This is a genomic window from Sandarakinorhabdus sp. FBCC-B8862, from assembly GCF_059745315.1.
In genome coordinates this window covers 2,897,847-2,913,230 of sequence record NZ_CM185574.1, presented here as the reverse complement: position 1 = coordinate 2,913,230, position 15,384 = coordinate 2,897,847, and the positions used below count along the sequence as shown (strand labels likewise).

Sequence of the window (15,384 nt, the reverse complement as noted above, 5' to 3'; positions counted from 1 at the left end):
CAGAAATTATCGCTGCGCGATAATTTCCGGCCGATCTTCGGGTCAGCGCGTCAGCTTCTTGTACGTCAGTGCATGCGGCCGGTCGGCCGCATCACCCAGCCGGCGGCGCTTGTCTTCCTCATACATCTGGAAATTGCCTTCGAACCATTCGACATGGCTGTCGCCTTCAAAGGCCAGGATGTGGGTGGCGAGGCGGTCGAGGAAGAAGCGGTCGTGGCTGATGACCACGGCGCAGCCGGCAAAGCTTTCCAGCGCCTCTTCCAGCGCGCGCAGGGTTTCGACGTCCAGATCGTTGGTCGGTTCGTCGAGCAGCAGCACATTGCCGCCCTTCACCAGCATCTTGGCCATGTGCACGCGGTTGCGCTCACCACCCGAAAGCTGGCCCACCTTCTTCTGCTGGTCCACACCCTTGAAGTTGAACGCACCGACATAGGCGCGGGTCAGCACCTCGTTCTTGCCGAAATAGAATTTGTCATTCCCCTGGGAGATTTCCTCCCACACCGTGGCGGTGGGGTTCAGCGCGTCGCGGCTCTGGTCAACATAGGCCAGCTTGACCGTATCGCCGATGGTGATGTCACCGCTGTCGGGCACTTCCTGGCCGGTGATCATGCGGAACAGCGTGGATTTGCCGGCGCCGTTCGGCCCGATCACGCCCACGATGCCGCCCGGCGGCAGGCTGAAGCTCAGATTTTCAAACAGCAGCTTGTCGCCATAGGCCTTGGAGACATTGTTGACCTCGATGACCTTGTTGCCCAGCCGCTCCGGAATCTGGATCAGGATCTGCGCTTCGCCCAGGCGGCGGTTGGCCTGCTTTTCCACCAGTTCGTCAAAGGCCTTGATACGCGCCTTGCTCTTGGTCTGGCGCGCCTTCGGGCTGGCCCGGATCCACTCCAGTTCCTGCTTGATGGCCTTTTCGCGGCTGGCGTCCTCACGCTCTTCCTGCGCCAGGCGCTTCTGCTTGGCCTCCAGCCAATCCGAATAATTGCCTTCAAACGGAATGGCGCGGCCGCGATCCAGTTCCAGCACCCACTTCACCACATTATCAAGGAAATAGCGGTCGTGGGTAACGAGGATCACCATCCCCTTGTATTCCTTGAGGTGATTTTCCAGCCAGGCCACGCTCTCGGCATCGAGGTGGTTGGTCGGTTCGTCGAGCAGCAGGATTTCCGGCTTTTCCAGCAGCAGCTTGCAAAGCGCCACGCGGCGGCGTTCCCCGCCCGACAGGCTTTCCACGCCCCAATCGCCGGGCGGGCAGCGCAGCGCGTCCATGGCGATTTCCAGCTGGTTGTCCAGCGTCCAGCCGTCCACCGCGTCGATCTTTTCCTGCAGGTCACCCATCTCGGCCATCAGGGCATCGAAATCGGTGTCGTCCTGGGGGTCGGCCATTTCGGCCGAAATGGCGTTGAACCGGTCCACCAGATCGGCGACACCGCGCACACCGTCCATCACATTCTGCTTCACGGTCTTCTTCGGATCGAGCTGCGGCTCCTGCGGCAGATAACCCACGCGCACGCCTTCGGCCGCCCAGGCTTCGCCCTGATATTCCTTGTCGATGCCGGCCATCACCTTCATCAGCGTCGATTTGCCGGCGCCATTGGGGCCGATGATGGCGATCTTGGCGCCCGGCAGGAACGACAGGGTGATGTCGCGGAAACAGGGCTTCTGGGCGCCGGGATAGGTCTTGGACAGACCCTTCATCACGAACGCATATTGATAGGCCACGGGCTCGGCTCCGAAATCAGAAGGTGGGAATGTGGCGCCGCCTTTAACCGAAGGCCGGCCAACGCGCAAACCGGGCAAATCGCCCGCCTATGCGCAATTCACCAGCTTGCCGGCCGCCCGCCAACAGGCCAGCAGGGCGCATCATCCGAACCCGTTAAAAAGGTCCGCCCATGCGCCCTGTGCTCCTTGCCGCCTTGCTGCTCGCCGCCACGGCCCCAGCACAACCAGCACTCGCCCAACCAGCAGACCGCATCGCAACCGCCGTCCGCCTTCGCGATGCGGCGCTGGCCGCCAACCCGGCCTGGCCGCTGCTGGTTGACCTCACCGACAATGTCGGCCCCCGCCTTGCCGGCACCGAAGCAGAAGGCCGCGGCCGCGCCTGGGCGAAAGCGGCCATGCAGAAACTTGGGCTGGTCAACATCCGCGAGGATGCCTTCCCCATCACCGTCTGGGAACGTGGGCAGGAACAGGCCAGCATCATCGGCAGCAACCACCGCCTCGCGATCGCGGCGCTGGGCGGATCGGGGGCCACGCCGGCCACCGGCATCACCGCGCCGGTCAGCTGTTTCGACAATCTCGCCGCCCTGCGCGCCGCCCCCGAAGCGGAAGTGAAGGGCCGCATCATCTTCATCGATCACCGCATGACGGTCACCCAGGATGGCAGCAGCTATGGCATCAACGGCGCGGTGCGCCGTGCCGGGCCGGCGCTGGCAGCGCAAAAGGGTGCCGCCGCCGTGATGATCCGCAGCCTGGGCACCGATTATCACCGCAATCCGCACACCGGCTCCACCAGCTTCCCGGCCGGCACCGCGCCCATCCCGGCGGTTGCCCTGGCCCTGCCCGATGCCGACCTCGTCGCCCGCCGCTGCACCGCCGGCCGGCTGGAGGTGAAACTCATCTCCACCCCCACCAGCCGCCCCGGCCAATCCGCCAATGTCTCCGGCGAAATCCCCGGCAGCGTCGCCAATGAGGTCGTCGTGCTCGGCGGCCATCTCGACTCCTGGGATATCGGCCAGGGCGTGTTTGATGACGGTGCCGGCGTCGCCATCACGCTGGCGGCCGCAGCCAGCATCAAGGCCGATCTGGCCCGCACCGGCCAACGCCCACGCCGCACCATCCGCGTCGTGCTGTGGGGTTCCGAAGAAATCGGCGTCGTCGGCGGCCGTGCCTATGCCGAAGCACACAAGGCCGAACAGATCGTGCTGGCCGGCGAAAGCGATTTCGGCGCCGATCGCATCTGGCAAGTGGGGTCAAAGGTGGCGGAAGCCGGCCTGCCGCTGTTCGGTGAAATCGGCGCCGTGCTGGCACCGCTCGGCATTCAGCCCGATGCCGGCAACAAGGCCGGCGGCGGTGCCGATGTCGGCCCGCTGGCGGCACTGGGCACCGGCGTGTTGTCGTTGAACCAGGATGGCACCCGCTATTTCGACGTGCACCACACCCCTGACGACACGCTGGACAAGGTGGACCGCGCCCAGCTCGATCAGAATGTCGCGGCGTGGACGGCGGCAATCTGGCTCGCCGCCAGCGATGTCCGGCCGCTGCGCACGAAATAGCGGCCAGTCAGCGCCGCTATTGCTTGTGGCGGTCGCGGCGGGCGCGTTCGCCAACCACGCCAATCAGTGCCCCCAGCAACAGCGAAAACAGCACCAGGGTCAGATCGGATGACAGCAGGGATTCGATCATGATGGACACGCCTTACACAACAAACAGGATCGTATTTTACTGCATTCCCGCCGGCCTGCCCAGCCGGAGCAGATTTCGTTAACGCTGATTGCCATCGGCAACATATTGGCAAACATCATCTTTCCAGCATGCCACCAGCACCGGCCGGTTGACGCGCCGCGCCGCGGCTGCAACCATGGCAAGATACGAAGCTGGGAACTTCAAGATGCGCACCATTGCCCGATGCCTGGCCGCCATGGCCCTGCTGGCGTCAACCACCGCCACCGCCACCGATTTCCGCATCACCATGCCGAAAAGCGGCATTGATGCCAGCACCGATGGCCGGCTGATCCTGATCATTACGCCCGATGCCACCAGGGAGCCGCGCTTTCAGGTCAAGCTCGGCGCTGATGCGCCACAGGTGCTGGGCATCAATGTTGATGGCCTGAAACCCGGCGGCAGCGCAACCATCGGCAAGGGCGTGCTGGGCTATCCGGCCGAAGATCTGGCCCAGGTGCCGGCCGGCACCTACACGGTGCAGGCCGTCCTCCACAAATATCAGACCTACAATCTGGCGACCGGTCACACCGTGAAACTGCCGGCTGCCCGCGGCGCCGGCCAGAACTGGCGCGAAGAGCCGGGCAACCTCCTCTCCGAACCCATGAAGGTCACATTCGACCCTGCCAGCAAATCGGTCGTCACCATCCCGCTGAGCAAGGTGATCCCGCCGATGGAGCAGCCGAAGGACAGCGAATATATCCGCCATTTCAAGATCAGATCGGAACGCCTGAGCAAATTCTGGGGCACCGATGTGTTCATCACCGGCCATGTTCTGGTGCCCAAGGATTTCGACAAGCATCCCGAGGCACGCTACCCACTGATCATCAACCATGGCCATTTCCCGGCCGATTTCGGCGGATTCCGCACCACGCCGCCCGATCCCAACACCCCGTGCGTGCCCGCCCCGCGCTTTTCCGAACCCTGCTACAACCGGATCGAGGAACAGGAGGCGTTTGATCTCTACAAGCGCTGGACGTCTGACAATTTCCCGCGCTTCCTGATTGTCGAGATTGATCACAGCAATCCCTATTATGACGACAGCTATGCGGTGAACTCCGCCAATCTCGGCCCCTGGGGCGATGCCATCATGAAGGAATTCGTGCCGGCGCTGGAGGCCAGGTACCGCGGGCTGGGCCAGGGCTGGGCGCGCTTCACCTATGGCGGCTCCACCGGCGGGTGGGAGGCGCTGGCCGTCCAGATGTTCTATCCCGATGAATTCAACGGCGCCTTTGCCGCCTGCCCCGATCCCATTGATTTCCGCCAATATACCAACATCAACCTCTATGCCGACAAGAACGCCTTCTGGCGCGTCGGCCCGTTCGGCAAGGTGCCGCGCCCGGCCCACCGCAACTATCTTGGCCATGTCGATTACACGGTGGAACAGGAACAGCGGCTGGAACTGGTGCTGGGGGACAAGTCACGATCCGGCCAGCAGTGGGATATCTGGGAAGCGGTCTATTCCCCGCAAGGCGCCGATGGCTATCCCCAGCGCATCTTCAACAAGCGCACCGGCGAGATTGATCCCAAGGTCGCCGAATATTGGCGCGACAACTTCGATCTCGTCCACATCATGAAGCGCGACTGGAAAACACTGGGCCCCAAGATCCGCGACAAGGTCTTCCTCTATGTCGGTGATATGGACAATTATTATCTCAACAACGCCGTCTATCTGGCGGAGGATTTCCTGAAAACCGCCGATCCGCCTTTCCTGGGCGAAATCGCCTATGGTGACCGCGCCGAACATTGCTGGAATGGCGATCCCAATCAGCCCAACAAGATCAGCCGCCTGCGCTATCACACCATGTATGTCGACAAGATTTTGAAACGCATCGAAGCCGCCGCCCCCAAGGGCGCTGACCTGACGAGCTGGCGTTACTGATGGCCGATCAGACACCCAGTCCGAACCCCGGCCTCTACCGCGTGCAGCGCAACCAGATGCTGCAGGCCGTGCTGCTGCCGCTGCTCTTCTGGCTGCTGCCCTGGCCACAGCCGCTGCGCCTCGTTGGCTTCATCCTGCCGCCGCTGGCGCTGGCATTGAACCTGGTGCTGATCTGGCTGATCAAATGCCCATCCTGCGGCAAGCGGCTGATGGTGAAAGGCCTCACCATCTTCCCCCGCCACAAATGCCCGCACTGCCGCACCATGGTGGCCTGATCACGCACAACCGGGGGACCAGCCCGGCGGGGCCAGCGTAAAGCCGGCAAAGGAAAAGCCCGGCGCCACAATGCAGCTGAGCAGCGCCCAGCCCTGTTCGGCCCACGCCGCCTGCCAATGGCCAGCTGCGATGCAGAGCTGTGGTTGATGCCCGGCCGAAATATCGGGGCCCAGGGTCTGCCAGACCGGCTTGTCGTGCGCGTCGGCGGCCTGCCCCAGCGCCAATGGGCTGCCGGCATGCCAGCACCAGAACTCGGTGGCATCCACGCGGTGCCAGTGCGATCGCTGTCCAGCCTCCAGCAGGAAATAGATCGCCGTCGCCACGGCGCGGCCATCGCCGGCAATACGCTGCGTCTCGCGATACCAGCCGCCTTCCGGATGAACGGAAAGGCCCAGCGCTGCGATCAGGCGCCGGGCCTCGTCCATGTCAGGCCACCCGGATCAGGCGGCCTTGTCGGTCACCATCAGGCGCACGGGTTCCTTGGTGCCGGCAACGACATCCTTGTCCACCTGCACCTCTTCAACACCCTCAAGGCCGGGCAGATCGAACATGGTGTCGAGCAGGATGCCCTCCATGATCGAGCGCAGGCCACGCGCGCCGGTCTTGCGCTCGATGGCGCGCTTGGCCACGGCAGACAGCGCATCCGGGGTGAAGGTCAGCTTCACGCCCTCCATCTCGAACAGGCGGGCATATTGCTTCACCAGCGCGTTCTTCGGCTCGGTCAGGATCTTCACCAGCGCCGGCTCGTCCAGATCCTCCAGCGTGGCGATCACCGGCAGACGGCCGATGAATTCGGGGATCAGGCCAAAGCGCAGCAGATCTTCCGGCTCGCACTTGCGCAGCAGTTCGCCCACGCGGCGCTCGTCGGGCGCGGCCACATGCGCGCCAAAGCCCATGCCGCGGCCCTGCATGCGGTCGCCGATGATCCGGTCCAGCCCGCTGAAGGCGCCGCCACAGATGAACAGGATGTTGGTCGTGTCCACCTGCAGGAATTCCTGCTGCGGATGCTTGCGCCCGCCCTGCGGCGGCACGGAGGCGGTGGTGCCTTCCATGATCTTCAACAGCGCCTGCTGCACGCCTTCGCCCGACACGTCGCGGGTGATCGACGGATTGTCGGCCTTGCGGGAAATCTTGTCGATTTCATCGATGTAGACGATGCCGCGCTGGGCCCGTTCCACATTGTAATCGCTGGCCTGCAACAGCTTCAGGATGATGTTCTCCACATCCTCGCCCACATAGCCGGCCTCGGTCAGCGTGGTGGCATCGGCCATGGTGAACGGCACATCCAGGATGCGCGCCAGCGTCTGCGCCAGCAGCGTCTTGCCGCAACCGGTCGGGCCAACAAGCAGGATGTTGGACTTGGCCAGTTCCACTTCGGCACCCTTGCCGCCGTGGTTCAGCCGCTTGTAATGGTTGTGCACAGCGACCGACAGCACGCGCTTGGCGTGGAACTGGCCGATCACATAATCATCCAGCACCTTGCAGATCTCGCGCGGCGTCGGCACGTCGCCGGATTTCTTCACCAGCGCCGTCTTGGTCTCTTCGCGGATGATGTCGTTGCACAGCTCCACGCATTCATCGCAGATGAACACGGTCGGACCGGCAATCAGCTTCCTGACCTCATGCTGGCTCTTGCCGCAGAAGCTGCAGTAAAGCGTGCCCTTGCTGTCGCTGCCGCCCAGCTTGGTCATGACAATCCTTCCTCGTGCCGGCCCAGCCCACCGGCATCAACAAACCACTGCCGGCACCGCCTGCACGGCCACCGGCCAGTCAGTGTAGCGAGATTCGGGCCGCGCCCGCAAGGGCGGGCAACGGCTTTCTTGTCGCGTCTTGTTCGAAACCGATGCAATTGGCCGCGAAAACGGCGCAATTCATCAGGCCGCGATCGAATCGCCTTCGCTCGGCACCGGGCGCTTTTCCATCACCGCGTCCACCAGGCCGAACTCCATCGCCTCTTCCGCGCTCATGAACTTGTCGCGTTCCATGGCCCGTTCGATGGTCTCCAGGTCCTTGCCGGTATGCTTCACATAGAGGCCATTCAGGATGCTGCGGATGCGCAGGATCTCGCGCGCCTGGATCTCAATGTCGGTGGCCTGGCCCTGCGCCCCGCCCGACGGCTGGTGCACCATGATGCGGGCATTCTTCAGCGCCACGCGCTTGCCCGGCGTACCTGCGGCGAGCAGGAAGCTGCCCATCGATGCCGCCTGGCCCACGCACACGGTCGCCACATCGGGGCGGATATATTGCATCGTGTCGTAAATCGCCATGCCGCTGGTGATCACCCCGCCCGGCGAGTTGATGTACATATAGATGTCCTTCTTCGGATTTTCCGATTCCAGGAACAGCAGCTGCGCCACGATCAGCGAGGCCATATTGTCTTCCACCGGCCCGTTCACGAACACGATGCGATCGCGCAGCAGCCGCGAATAAATGTCAAAGCTCCGCTCACCGCGGTTGGAGCTTTCGATAACGATCGGCACAAGACCGGCGGTCGGATTGATCATGACATTCTCCTTCACATCACCCTAGTTCGGACGTTTGCCGCCCAAGTTCAAGGGGGGCCGCCGGCGGCGCGGCAAAACAGCCGGGGATAAGCCCAAAGGCAAAGGGCCCCGCCGGTGCTGCCGGCGGGGCCCTTCGTGCATCGCAATCAAGCGGATCAGGCGCTCTTCTTGCTCGTCTTCTTCGGCTTGGCCGGGGCTTCGGCCTCGGCAGCCGGCTCGGCATCGGCCTTCTTGGCGGCCGCCTTCTTGGCCGGGGCCTTCTTCACCGGCTCGGCAGCGGCCTCGGCGGCCGGCTCTTCGGCCTTGGCCTTCTTGGCCGCAGCCTTCTTGGCCGGCTTGGCCGGGGCGTGATCATGGTCATGGTCATGATGGTCATGGCCACAGCCCGGGCCATGCACATGGCCGGCAGGCGATTCGTCTTCGCTGGCGATGGCGGCTTCCAGCTCTTCGCGGGTCACGGCGCGTTCGGTGATCGTCGCCTGGCCGATCAGATAATCCACCACCTTGTCTTCATACAGCGGCGCGCGCAGCTGCATCGCGGCCATGGCGTTTTCCTGGAAGAACTTGACCACCTTCTGCTGTTCGGCCGGGGCATAACGGGCGGCTTCCTGGCCGATCAGGCGGTTCATTTCCGCCTGGGACACGGTGACACCACCGCGCTGGCCGATTTCCGACAGCAGCAGGCCCAGGCGCACGCGGCGCACGGCAATGCGGCGATAATCCTCGCGCTCGGCTTCGATCTCGGCCTTGGCGGCGGCGGGATCGGCTTCACGGGCGGCTTCGGCTTCCAGCGTCTGCCAGATCTGGTCGAATTCGGCATCAACCATGGTTTCCGGCACGTCGAAATCATGGCGCGCCGCCAGCGTGTCGAGCAGCTTGCGCTTCAGATGGGTGCGCGACAGGCCGCCCAGCTCGGCATCCAGCTGATCCTTCAGGATTTCCTTCAGCGCATCCAGGCTCTCAAGGCCAAAGCCCTTGGCGAATTCGTCATCAATCTTGGTCTCGGCCGGCACTTCCACCGCCTGCACGGTGATGGCGAATTCGGCCGGCTTGCCGGCCAGATTGGCGGCGCCATAATCCTCGGGGAAGGTCACCTTGATGGTGCGCTGTTCGTTGGCCTTGGCGCCCACCAACTGGTCTTCAAAGCCGGGGATCAGCTGGCCGCTGCCGATCTTCACCCGCATGCCTTCGCCGGTGCCGCCGTCAAACTTCACGCCGTCCACGGTGCCTTCATAATCGATCACCACCGTGTCGCCGGTCTTGGCCTTGTGCTTGGCCGGGGCCGGCTCGGTGCGCTGGGCCGATTCGGCCAGGCGGGCGAGCGCCGCGTCCATGGCGGCATCGTCGGCCGGCACCACCAGCTTTTCCAGCGCCAGGTCATCGATCTTCACATCATCGATGGTCGGCAGGATTTCCAGGCTCACGGTGAAGCGGGCATCGCCATCATCCGGCAGCTCACCATCCACATCCACCTGCGGCTGGGTCGCCGGGCGCAGGCCATTGCTGCTGATCACCTGGTTCACGCCGTCGTTCAGCGCTTCCTGCAGCGCTTCGCCGCGCAGGGCAGCGCCGTGCATCTTCTTCACCAGATTGGCCGGCACCTTGCCCGGGCGGAAGCCCGGCATGCGGATCGTCTTCGACACTTCGGCCAGACGGGTTTCCACCCGCGCGGCAATCGCTTCGGCCGGGATCACCAGCGAATAAGCGCGGCGCAGGCCCTGGTTGGTGATTTCGGCAATCTGCATCGAACAACCCGTCTCTTCAAAGTTTGCGTTTGCGAAAATGGCGACGCCCCACGGCGGGCGGCAGCGGTTGGTGCGGGCGAAGGGACTCGAACCCCCACGTCTTTCGACACCGGAACCTAAATCCGGCGCGTCTACCAATTCCGCCACGCCCGCACCCGGGACACGAAGCGCTGGCCTATAGCAGCCTGCCCGTGATGTGCAAGGCTGCACACCCACAGGCCCAAATGCGAAGCGGGCGCCGGTGGTTTCGGCGCCCGCGCGGGAAACTTGGGTAACGACAGCAAATGTCAGGCGCGTGCCACAGTCCACACCGTGCCGGCGAAACTGGCGATCACCAGCGCCGTGACCGACAGCGCCAGGCGCGTGCGCTTCTGCGGCGTGCCGATGAAGCGCTGGATCATCGGATGATCGCTGCGGCCGGCCGTGGCCCAGGCCATCAACGCGATCCACAAAGCAAAGGAAAACAGCGACACCACATTCAGCATGGCGAGCAGATGCTTGTCAGGATGATGGTTCACATAGGCGATGGCCGCCGGCAGGAAATTGAACACGCACAGGAAGACAAAGCCTCCCCAAAACAGCCACATCGCCGTTGCCGTCGCAAACATCATAGCGTCCTCCCCCCGCAGCAGGAACTGTTACGCGCTGGGACTGGTCGGGACCCCTCCGACTCGTCTTATGGGAAGAATCTAACAGACGTTAACGATTTCGCAAGACAAATTTATCCCATTTTGCAGTTTCAAAACGCAATTCCGTCGCATTTTGCATCCGTTCCGGATGGGGTCAGGGCATCAGCCAGGCCCTGAGCAGCCAGGCCACCGTGCCCACCACCGCCACCCCGGCGGCCCACAGGCCCACGAACCAGGCCAGACGCTGGCGCAGCATGGGTTCAGGCATAGCCCTCTGCCCCGACCTTGCCGCGGAACAGCCAGTAACCATAAGCGGTGTAACACAGGATCACCGGCAGCAGCACGCCCACACCCACCAGCATGAAGGCCTGCGCATTGGCCGCTGTTGCCGCCTGCCAGATCGTCACCTGCCCCGGCACCGCCCAAGGAAAGATCGACACGCCCAGGCCCATGAAGGTGAGCAGAAACAGCAATTCGGCCAGCACGAACGGCGCCACCTCCGCCCGCCGCCGCAGCGCCCGGATGAACAGCAGCGCCGTCACCCCCACCAGCAGCGGCACCGGCGCCGAATAATAAAGGCCCGGCGCCTCGAACCAGCGGCTGAAATAATCATGGTTCAGGAACGGCGTTGCCAGGCTCACCGCGCCGATGGCGGCGATGCTGGCCGCGCCGGCCTGGCCTGCCATGCGATAGGCATGATCCTGCACGCCGCCTTCCGTTCGCCAGATCAGCCAGCACGCGCCCAGCAGGGCATAGGCAGCCACCACCGACACACCGGTGAGCAGCGAGAAGGGCGACAGCCAATCCCACCAGCCGCCGGCATAGCTGCGGCCCGCCACCTTCACCCCCTGCAGCACCGCCCCCAAAATCACCCCCTGCGCAAAGGCCGCCAGCGTGGAGCCGGCGAAAAAGGCGAAATCCCACAGCCAGATTCGGCTGGTGCGCGCCCGGTATTTGAACGCCACGCCGCGAAAGATCAGGCCCAGCAGCATGGCAATCAGCGGCGCATAAACCGCCGGCATCAGGATCGCATAGGCCAGCGGAAAGGCGGCAAACACCCCGCCACCGCCCAGCACCAGCCAGGTCTGGTTCGCGTCCCACACCGGCTTGATGGTGGCGATCGCCGTTTCCCGCTCCGCCCCGGGGCTGAGCACCGGAAACAGGATGCCGATGCCCAGATCAAAGCCGTCGGTGACGACATAGATGAAGATGGCCAGCCCGATGATGCCGGCCCACACCAGGGTGAGGAACGGATCGGGCGCGATGCCGGGGATCATGCCCATCTCATTCGGCCAGCTGGAAGCCATAGGGCGCATCGGGCGGCAGGCTGCCGACATCCACCGTCTGCTCCTTGCCGGGGCCCTTGTCCTCCGGGTTGGGCTCGGTGCCCATCAGCTTGATGATGAACCAGCTGCCGACGCCGAACACAAAGAAATAGACGATGATGAAGGCGATCAGCGAGGCCGCCACCGCCGGCGCTGCCAGCGGCGAGGCGCTTTCGGCGGTGCGCAACAGGCCAAACACCGTGAACGGCTGGCGCCCGGTTTCGGTGGTGATCCACCCTGCCAGCACCGCCACGAAACCGGCCGGGCCCATCGCCAGCGCCAGCCGCTGCTGCCACACATGATCGAATAGCCGGCCGCGCGCCGCATTCAGCGCCGCCCAGCCGCCGAGCAGCAGCATCAGCATACCCAGCCCCACCATCACCCGGAAGGCATAGAAGGGAAAGGCGACCTTGGCCCGATTTTCCGGCGCCACCTTGTCCAGCCCCATCGTTGCCGCCTCGATATCATGCTGCAACACCAGGCTGCCGATGGCCGGGATTTCCAGCTTGTAGCGCATGGTCTGCGCCGCATCATCGGGCACGCCAAACAGGATCAGCGGCGCGGCGCGATCATGGCTTTCATAATGGCCCTCGATGGCGGCGATCTTGGCCGGCTGGTGCTGCAGCGTGTTGACGCCATGCTCGTGGCCCGCCAGCACCTGCAACGGCGCGGTGATCGCCACCATCCCCATCGCCATGGCAAACATGATCTTCGTTGCCGGCTGCGCATTGCGGCCCAGTTTGCGATCCTTCAGCAGGTGATAGGCGCCCACCGCCCCCACCACCAGCGCGGTCGTCAGATACGCACCCAGCAGCGTGTGGGCGAGGCGATAGGGCATGGACGGGTTCAGCACCACCGCCAGCCAGTCGGTCGCATAAAATTGGCCATTTTCGGCAATGGCATAGCCCTGCGGCGTCTGCATCCAACTGTTGACGACGATGATCCAGAACGCCGAAATCGTTGTGCCGATGGCCACCAGGCAGGTGGCAAGGAAATGCAGCTTCTTGCCAACCCGGTCGAGCCCGAACAGCATCACCCCCAGGAAACCCGATTCCAGGAAAAACGCCGACAACACCTCATAGGCCATGAGCGGGCCAATGACGGGCCCCGCCTTGTCGGAAAACGCCGCCCAGTTCGCCCCGAACTGATAGGCCATGACGATGCCCGAAACGACGCCCATCCCAAAAGCGATGGCAAAGATCTTCAGCCAGTATCGGAACAGCTGCAGATACACATCGCGCCCGGTCTTCAGCCACAGCCCTTCCAGCACCGCCAGATAGCTGGCCAGCCCGATCGAAAAGGCCGGGAAGATGAAGTGGAACGACACGGTGAAGGCAAACTGGAACCGGGCCAGTGCCAGCGCGGAAACATCGTCGAACATAAGCGACCAACAGGCTCCTTCCCGGCGCGTCGCAAAGCCTGTAGGCGGCGGCACGGGGACCATTCAATAAAGCCCTTATGGCGGGGAATCATGGCGTCGGACATTGAAATCGCACGCGCAGCGACATTGCGCCCCATCCGGGATGTGGCCGCCGGCATCGGCCTTGCCGAAGCCGCCATCGAACCGCATGGCCATCATATCGCCAAGCTCTCGGCCGCCACGCTGGCCGATCTTGCCTCCCGCCCCGCCGGCAAGCTGATCCTCGTCACCGCCGTCAACCCCACCCCGGCCGGCGAGGGCAAGACCACCACCACCATTGGCCTTGCCGATGCCCTCAATCGCATCGGCCGCCGCGCCGTCATCGCCCTGCGCGAACCCAGCCTGGGCCCGGTGTTCGGCCGCAAGGGCGGCGCCACCGGCGGCGGCCAGGCCCAGGTGCTGCCGATGGAGAAGATCAACCTCCACTTCACCGGCGATTTCCACGCCATCACCGCCGCCCACAATCTGCTGGCCGCGATGATCGACAACGCCATCCATTTCGCCACCGCCATGCCATCGGGCGCCACCATCAACCCACGCACGGTCACCTGGCGGCGCGTGATGGACATGAACGACCGCGCCTTGCGCCAGATCGTGGCCGGAATGGGCACGGGCAACCACCCGCTGCGCGAAACCGGCTTCGACATCACCGTCGCCTCCGAAGTCATGGCCATCCTCTGCCTCGCCAGCGATCTGGCCGATCTCCAGGCCCGCCTCGCCCGCATCCGCGTGGCGAAAGACACGGCCGGCAACCCCGTCACCGCCGGCGATATCGGTGCTGCCGGCGCCATGGCCGCCCTGCTGGTCGATGCCATGCAACCCAACCTGGTGCAAACCATTCACGGCAGCGCCGCCTTCATCCACGGCGGGCCGTTCGCCAACATCGCCCACGGCTGCAATTCGGTCATCGCCACCCGCGCCGCGCTGGCACTCGGCGAATTCGCTGTCACCGAAGCCGGCTTCGGTGCTGATCTTGGAGCCGAGAAATTCGCCCACATCAAATGCCGACAGGCCGGCCTTGCCCCGGCCGCCGCCGTCGTCGTCGCCACGGTGCGCGCGCTCAAATACCACGGCGGCATGGCGCTGGCCGATCTTGGCACCAGCGACGCCGCGGCGCTCGATCGCGGCCTCGCCGTACTAGCCCGCCACGTCGAAAATCTGCAATCGCTCGGCCTGCCCGTCGCTGTTGCCATCAACGCCTTTGCCAGTGACACCGAAGCCGAGCAGGCTCAGGTGCTCCGCCACTGCCGCGACACGCTCGGCATCCCTGCCCATCTGTGCCGCCACTGGGCCGACGGCCCGGCCGGCGCGGAGGACCTCGCCCGCAGCGTCGCCGCCCTGGCCGATGGCAATGCCGACCCGCACGCGCGCTTCGCCCCGCTCTATGCCACCGGCACTGATGTGCTCGACGCACTCACCACGGTTGCCACCCGCATCCACCGCGCCGCCACTGTCAGCCTTTCAGCCGCCGCGCAGAAGCAGCTCGCCGTCCTGCGCGCCGAAGGGCTGGCCAACCTGCCTGTCTGCCTCGCCAAGACGCCTTACAGCTTCACCGCCGATGAAAAACAGCGCGGCGCCATCAGCGGCCATGATCTGCCCATTCGCGAGCTGCGCCTCGCCGCTGGCGCCGGCTTCATCGTCGCGCTCGCCGGCGACATCGCCACCATGCCCGGGCTGCCGAAAACACCCTCCGCCCTCGGCATCCATCTCGACGCGCAAGGGCGCATCGAAGGCCTGAGCTGACTGATGGATTGACCTCAGGGTAACTGCTGGCAAACTTCGCTTCGGAAAGGTTCCCGCCATGACGCCCGCCCGCCTCGTCGCCCTCGTCCTCCTGCTCACGGCCAGCCCGACACTGGCCCTCACCGTGACGGTCAGCGCCTTCACCCAACTCGGCGTCTCCCAACCCACGGCGCAGTGCATTGTCGATCAGCTTGGCCAGGGTGCCCAACTCGACGAAGCCGGCGAGGAGGACGATGAGGGCGAGCTTGATTCCGCCCTCGCCGAATTCAAGAACCAGAGCATCAGGGTCGCCAATGTCGGCCTGCAGACCTTCTTCCGCACCGTCGCCAACCGCGCCTTCAAGGTCCCAGCCAACCGCACCAACTTCATCCGCATCGCCAACAGCTGCGTCGGCGGCTGACGCAGCGCCCCAGAACGCC

Annotated in this window: 15 protein-coding genes and 1 tRNA gene; 5 read left to right on the top strand and 11 right to left on the bottom strand. The window is 64.5% G+C overall.

The genetic code is table 11. The features are described from left to right. Positions 1-42: 42 nt before the first annotated feature. Positions 43-1,722 (bottom strand): energy-dependent translational throttle protein EttA, encoded by a 1,680-nt coding sequence (gene ettA, locus AC6BOR_RS14040; protein WP_498058990.1) that lies wholly within the window; start codon positions 1,720-1,722, stop codon positions 43-45. Positions 1,723-1,892: 170 nt separating this feature from the next. On the opposite strand from ettA, the gene AC6BOR_RS14035 reads away from it, so the two are divergent. Next, the gene (locus tag AC6BOR_RS14035) at positions 1,893-3,275 is read left to right on the top strand and encodes a M20/M25/M40 family metallo-hydrolase (RefSeq protein ID WP_498058989.1); all 1,383 of its coding nucleotides are present in this window, start codon (positions 1,893-1,895) and stop codon (positions 3,273-3,275) included. A 208-nt stretch (positions 3,276-3,483) separates the two neighbouring features. Here the strand turns inward: AC6BOR_RS14035 and AC6BOR_RS14030 are convergent, their stop codons facing one another. Then, a complete protein-coding gene (locus tag AC6BOR_RS14030) occupies positions 3,484-3,621 on the bottom strand; it encodes a hypothetical protein (RefSeq protein WP_498058988.1) in 138 nt (45 codons plus the stop codon). A gap of 19 nt (positions 3,622-3,640) precedes the next feature. Between AC6BOR_RS14030 and AC6BOR_RS14025 the strand changes: the two genes are divergently transcribed. Both AC6BOR_RS14025 and AC6BOR_RS14020 read left to right on the top strand, forming a co-directional pair. Next, positions 3,641-5,323 carry an alpha/beta hydrolase gene (locus tag AC6BOR_RS14025; RefSeq protein ID WP_498058987.1) on the top strand — a complete coding sequence of 561 codons (1,683 nt, stop codon included), beginning with the start codon at positions 3,641-3,643 and terminating at the stop codon, positions 5,321-5,323. Beyond that, positions 5,323-5,598, top strand: a complete 276-nt coding sequence (locus AC6BOR_RS14020; protein WP_498058986.1) for a hypothetical protein — start codon at positions 5,323-5,325, stop codon at positions 5,596-5,598. Before AC6BOR_RS14025 ends, AC6BOR_RS14020 begins: the two co-directional genes overlap by 1 nt. Here AC6BOR_RS14020 and AC6BOR_RS14015 read toward each other — a convergent pair whose 3' ends face one another. The 9 genes from AC6BOR_RS14015 to AC6BOR_RS13975 all read right to left on the bottom strand — a co-directional run bounded on the left by AC6BOR_RS14015 (position 5,599) and on the right by AC6BOR_RS13975 (position 13,183). Next, positions 5,599-6,024: a cupin domain-containing protein gene (locus tag AC6BOR_RS14015; protein WP_498058985.1), complete on the bottom strand. Its 426-nt coding sequence runs from the start codon at positions 6,022-6,024 to the stop codon at positions 5,599-5,601. It lies immediately after the preceding gene. Between the two features lie 15 nt (positions 6,025-6,039). Then, complete coding sequence (clpX, locus tag AC6BOR_RS14010) at positions 6,040-7,290, bottom strand: ATP-dependent Clp protease ATP-binding subunit ClpX (protein WP_086116661.1); 1,251 nt, start codon at positions 7,288-7,290, stop codon at positions 6,040-6,042. A gap of 183 nt (positions 7,291-7,473) precedes the next feature. Next, positions 7,474-8,103 carry an ATP-dependent Clp endopeptidase proteolytic subunit ClpP gene (gene clpP, locus AC6BOR_RS14005; RefSeq protein ID WP_498058984.1) on the bottom strand — a complete coding sequence of 210 codons (630 nt, stop codon included), beginning with the start codon at positions 8,101-8,103 and terminating at the stop codon, positions 7,474-7,476. Between the two features lie 155 nt (positions 8,104-8,258). Next, positions 8,259-9,848 carry a trigger factor gene (tig, locus tag AC6BOR_RS14000; protein WP_498058983.1) on the bottom strand — a complete coding sequence of 530 codons (1,590 nt, stop codon included), beginning with the start codon at positions 9,846-9,848 and terminating at the stop codon, positions 8,259-8,261. A gap of 68 nt (positions 9,849-9,916) precedes the next feature. Continuing rightward, positions 9,917-10,001 (bottom strand) — tRNA-Leu (locus tag AC6BOR_RS13995). Between the two features lie 134 nt (positions 10,002-10,135). Then, positions 10,136-10,459, bottom strand: a complete 324-nt coding sequence (locus AC6BOR_RS13990; protein WP_498058982.1) for a superinfection immunity protein — start codon at positions 10,457-10,459, stop codon at positions 10,136-10,138. Between the two features lie 172 nt (positions 10,460-10,631). Continuing rightward, a complete protein-coding gene (locus tag AC6BOR_RS13985) occupies positions 10,632-10,745 on the bottom strand; it encodes a DUF2474 family protein (RefSeq protein WP_498058981.1) in 114 nt (37 codons plus the stop codon). Further along, positions 10,738-11,754, bottom strand: a complete 1,017-nt coding sequence (gene cydB, locus AC6BOR_RS13980; RefSeq protein WP_498058980.1) for a cytochrome d ubiquinol oxidase subunit II — start codon at positions 11,752-11,754, stop codon at positions 10,738-10,740. The genes AC6BOR_RS13985 and cydB overlap by 8 nt, the downstream gene beginning before the upstream one ends. Before the next feature lie 7 nt (positions 11,755-11,761). Beyond that, positions 11,762-13,183 (bottom strand): cytochrome ubiquinol oxidase subunit I, encoded by a 1,422-nt coding sequence (locus AC6BOR_RS13975; RefSeq protein ID WP_498058979.1) that lies wholly within the window; start codon positions 13,181-13,183, stop codon positions 11,762-11,764. Positions 13,184-13,273: 90 nt separating this feature from the next. On the opposite strand from AC6BOR_RS13975, the gene AC6BOR_RS13970 reads away from it, so the two are divergent. Then, positions 13,274-14,965, top strand: coding sequence for a formate--tetrahydrofolate ligase (locus AC6BOR_RS13970; protein ID WP_498058978.1), 1,692 nt, complete (start codon positions 13,274-13,276; stop codon positions 14,963-14,965). Positions 14,966-15,023: 58 nt separating this feature from the next. Further along, positions 15,024-15,365, top strand: coding sequence for a hypothetical protein (locus AC6BOR_RS13965; RefSeq protein ID WP_498058977.1), 342 nt, complete (start codon positions 15,024-15,026; stop codon positions 15,363-15,365). The last annotated feature ends 19 nt before the right edge of the window (positions 15,366-15,384 follow it).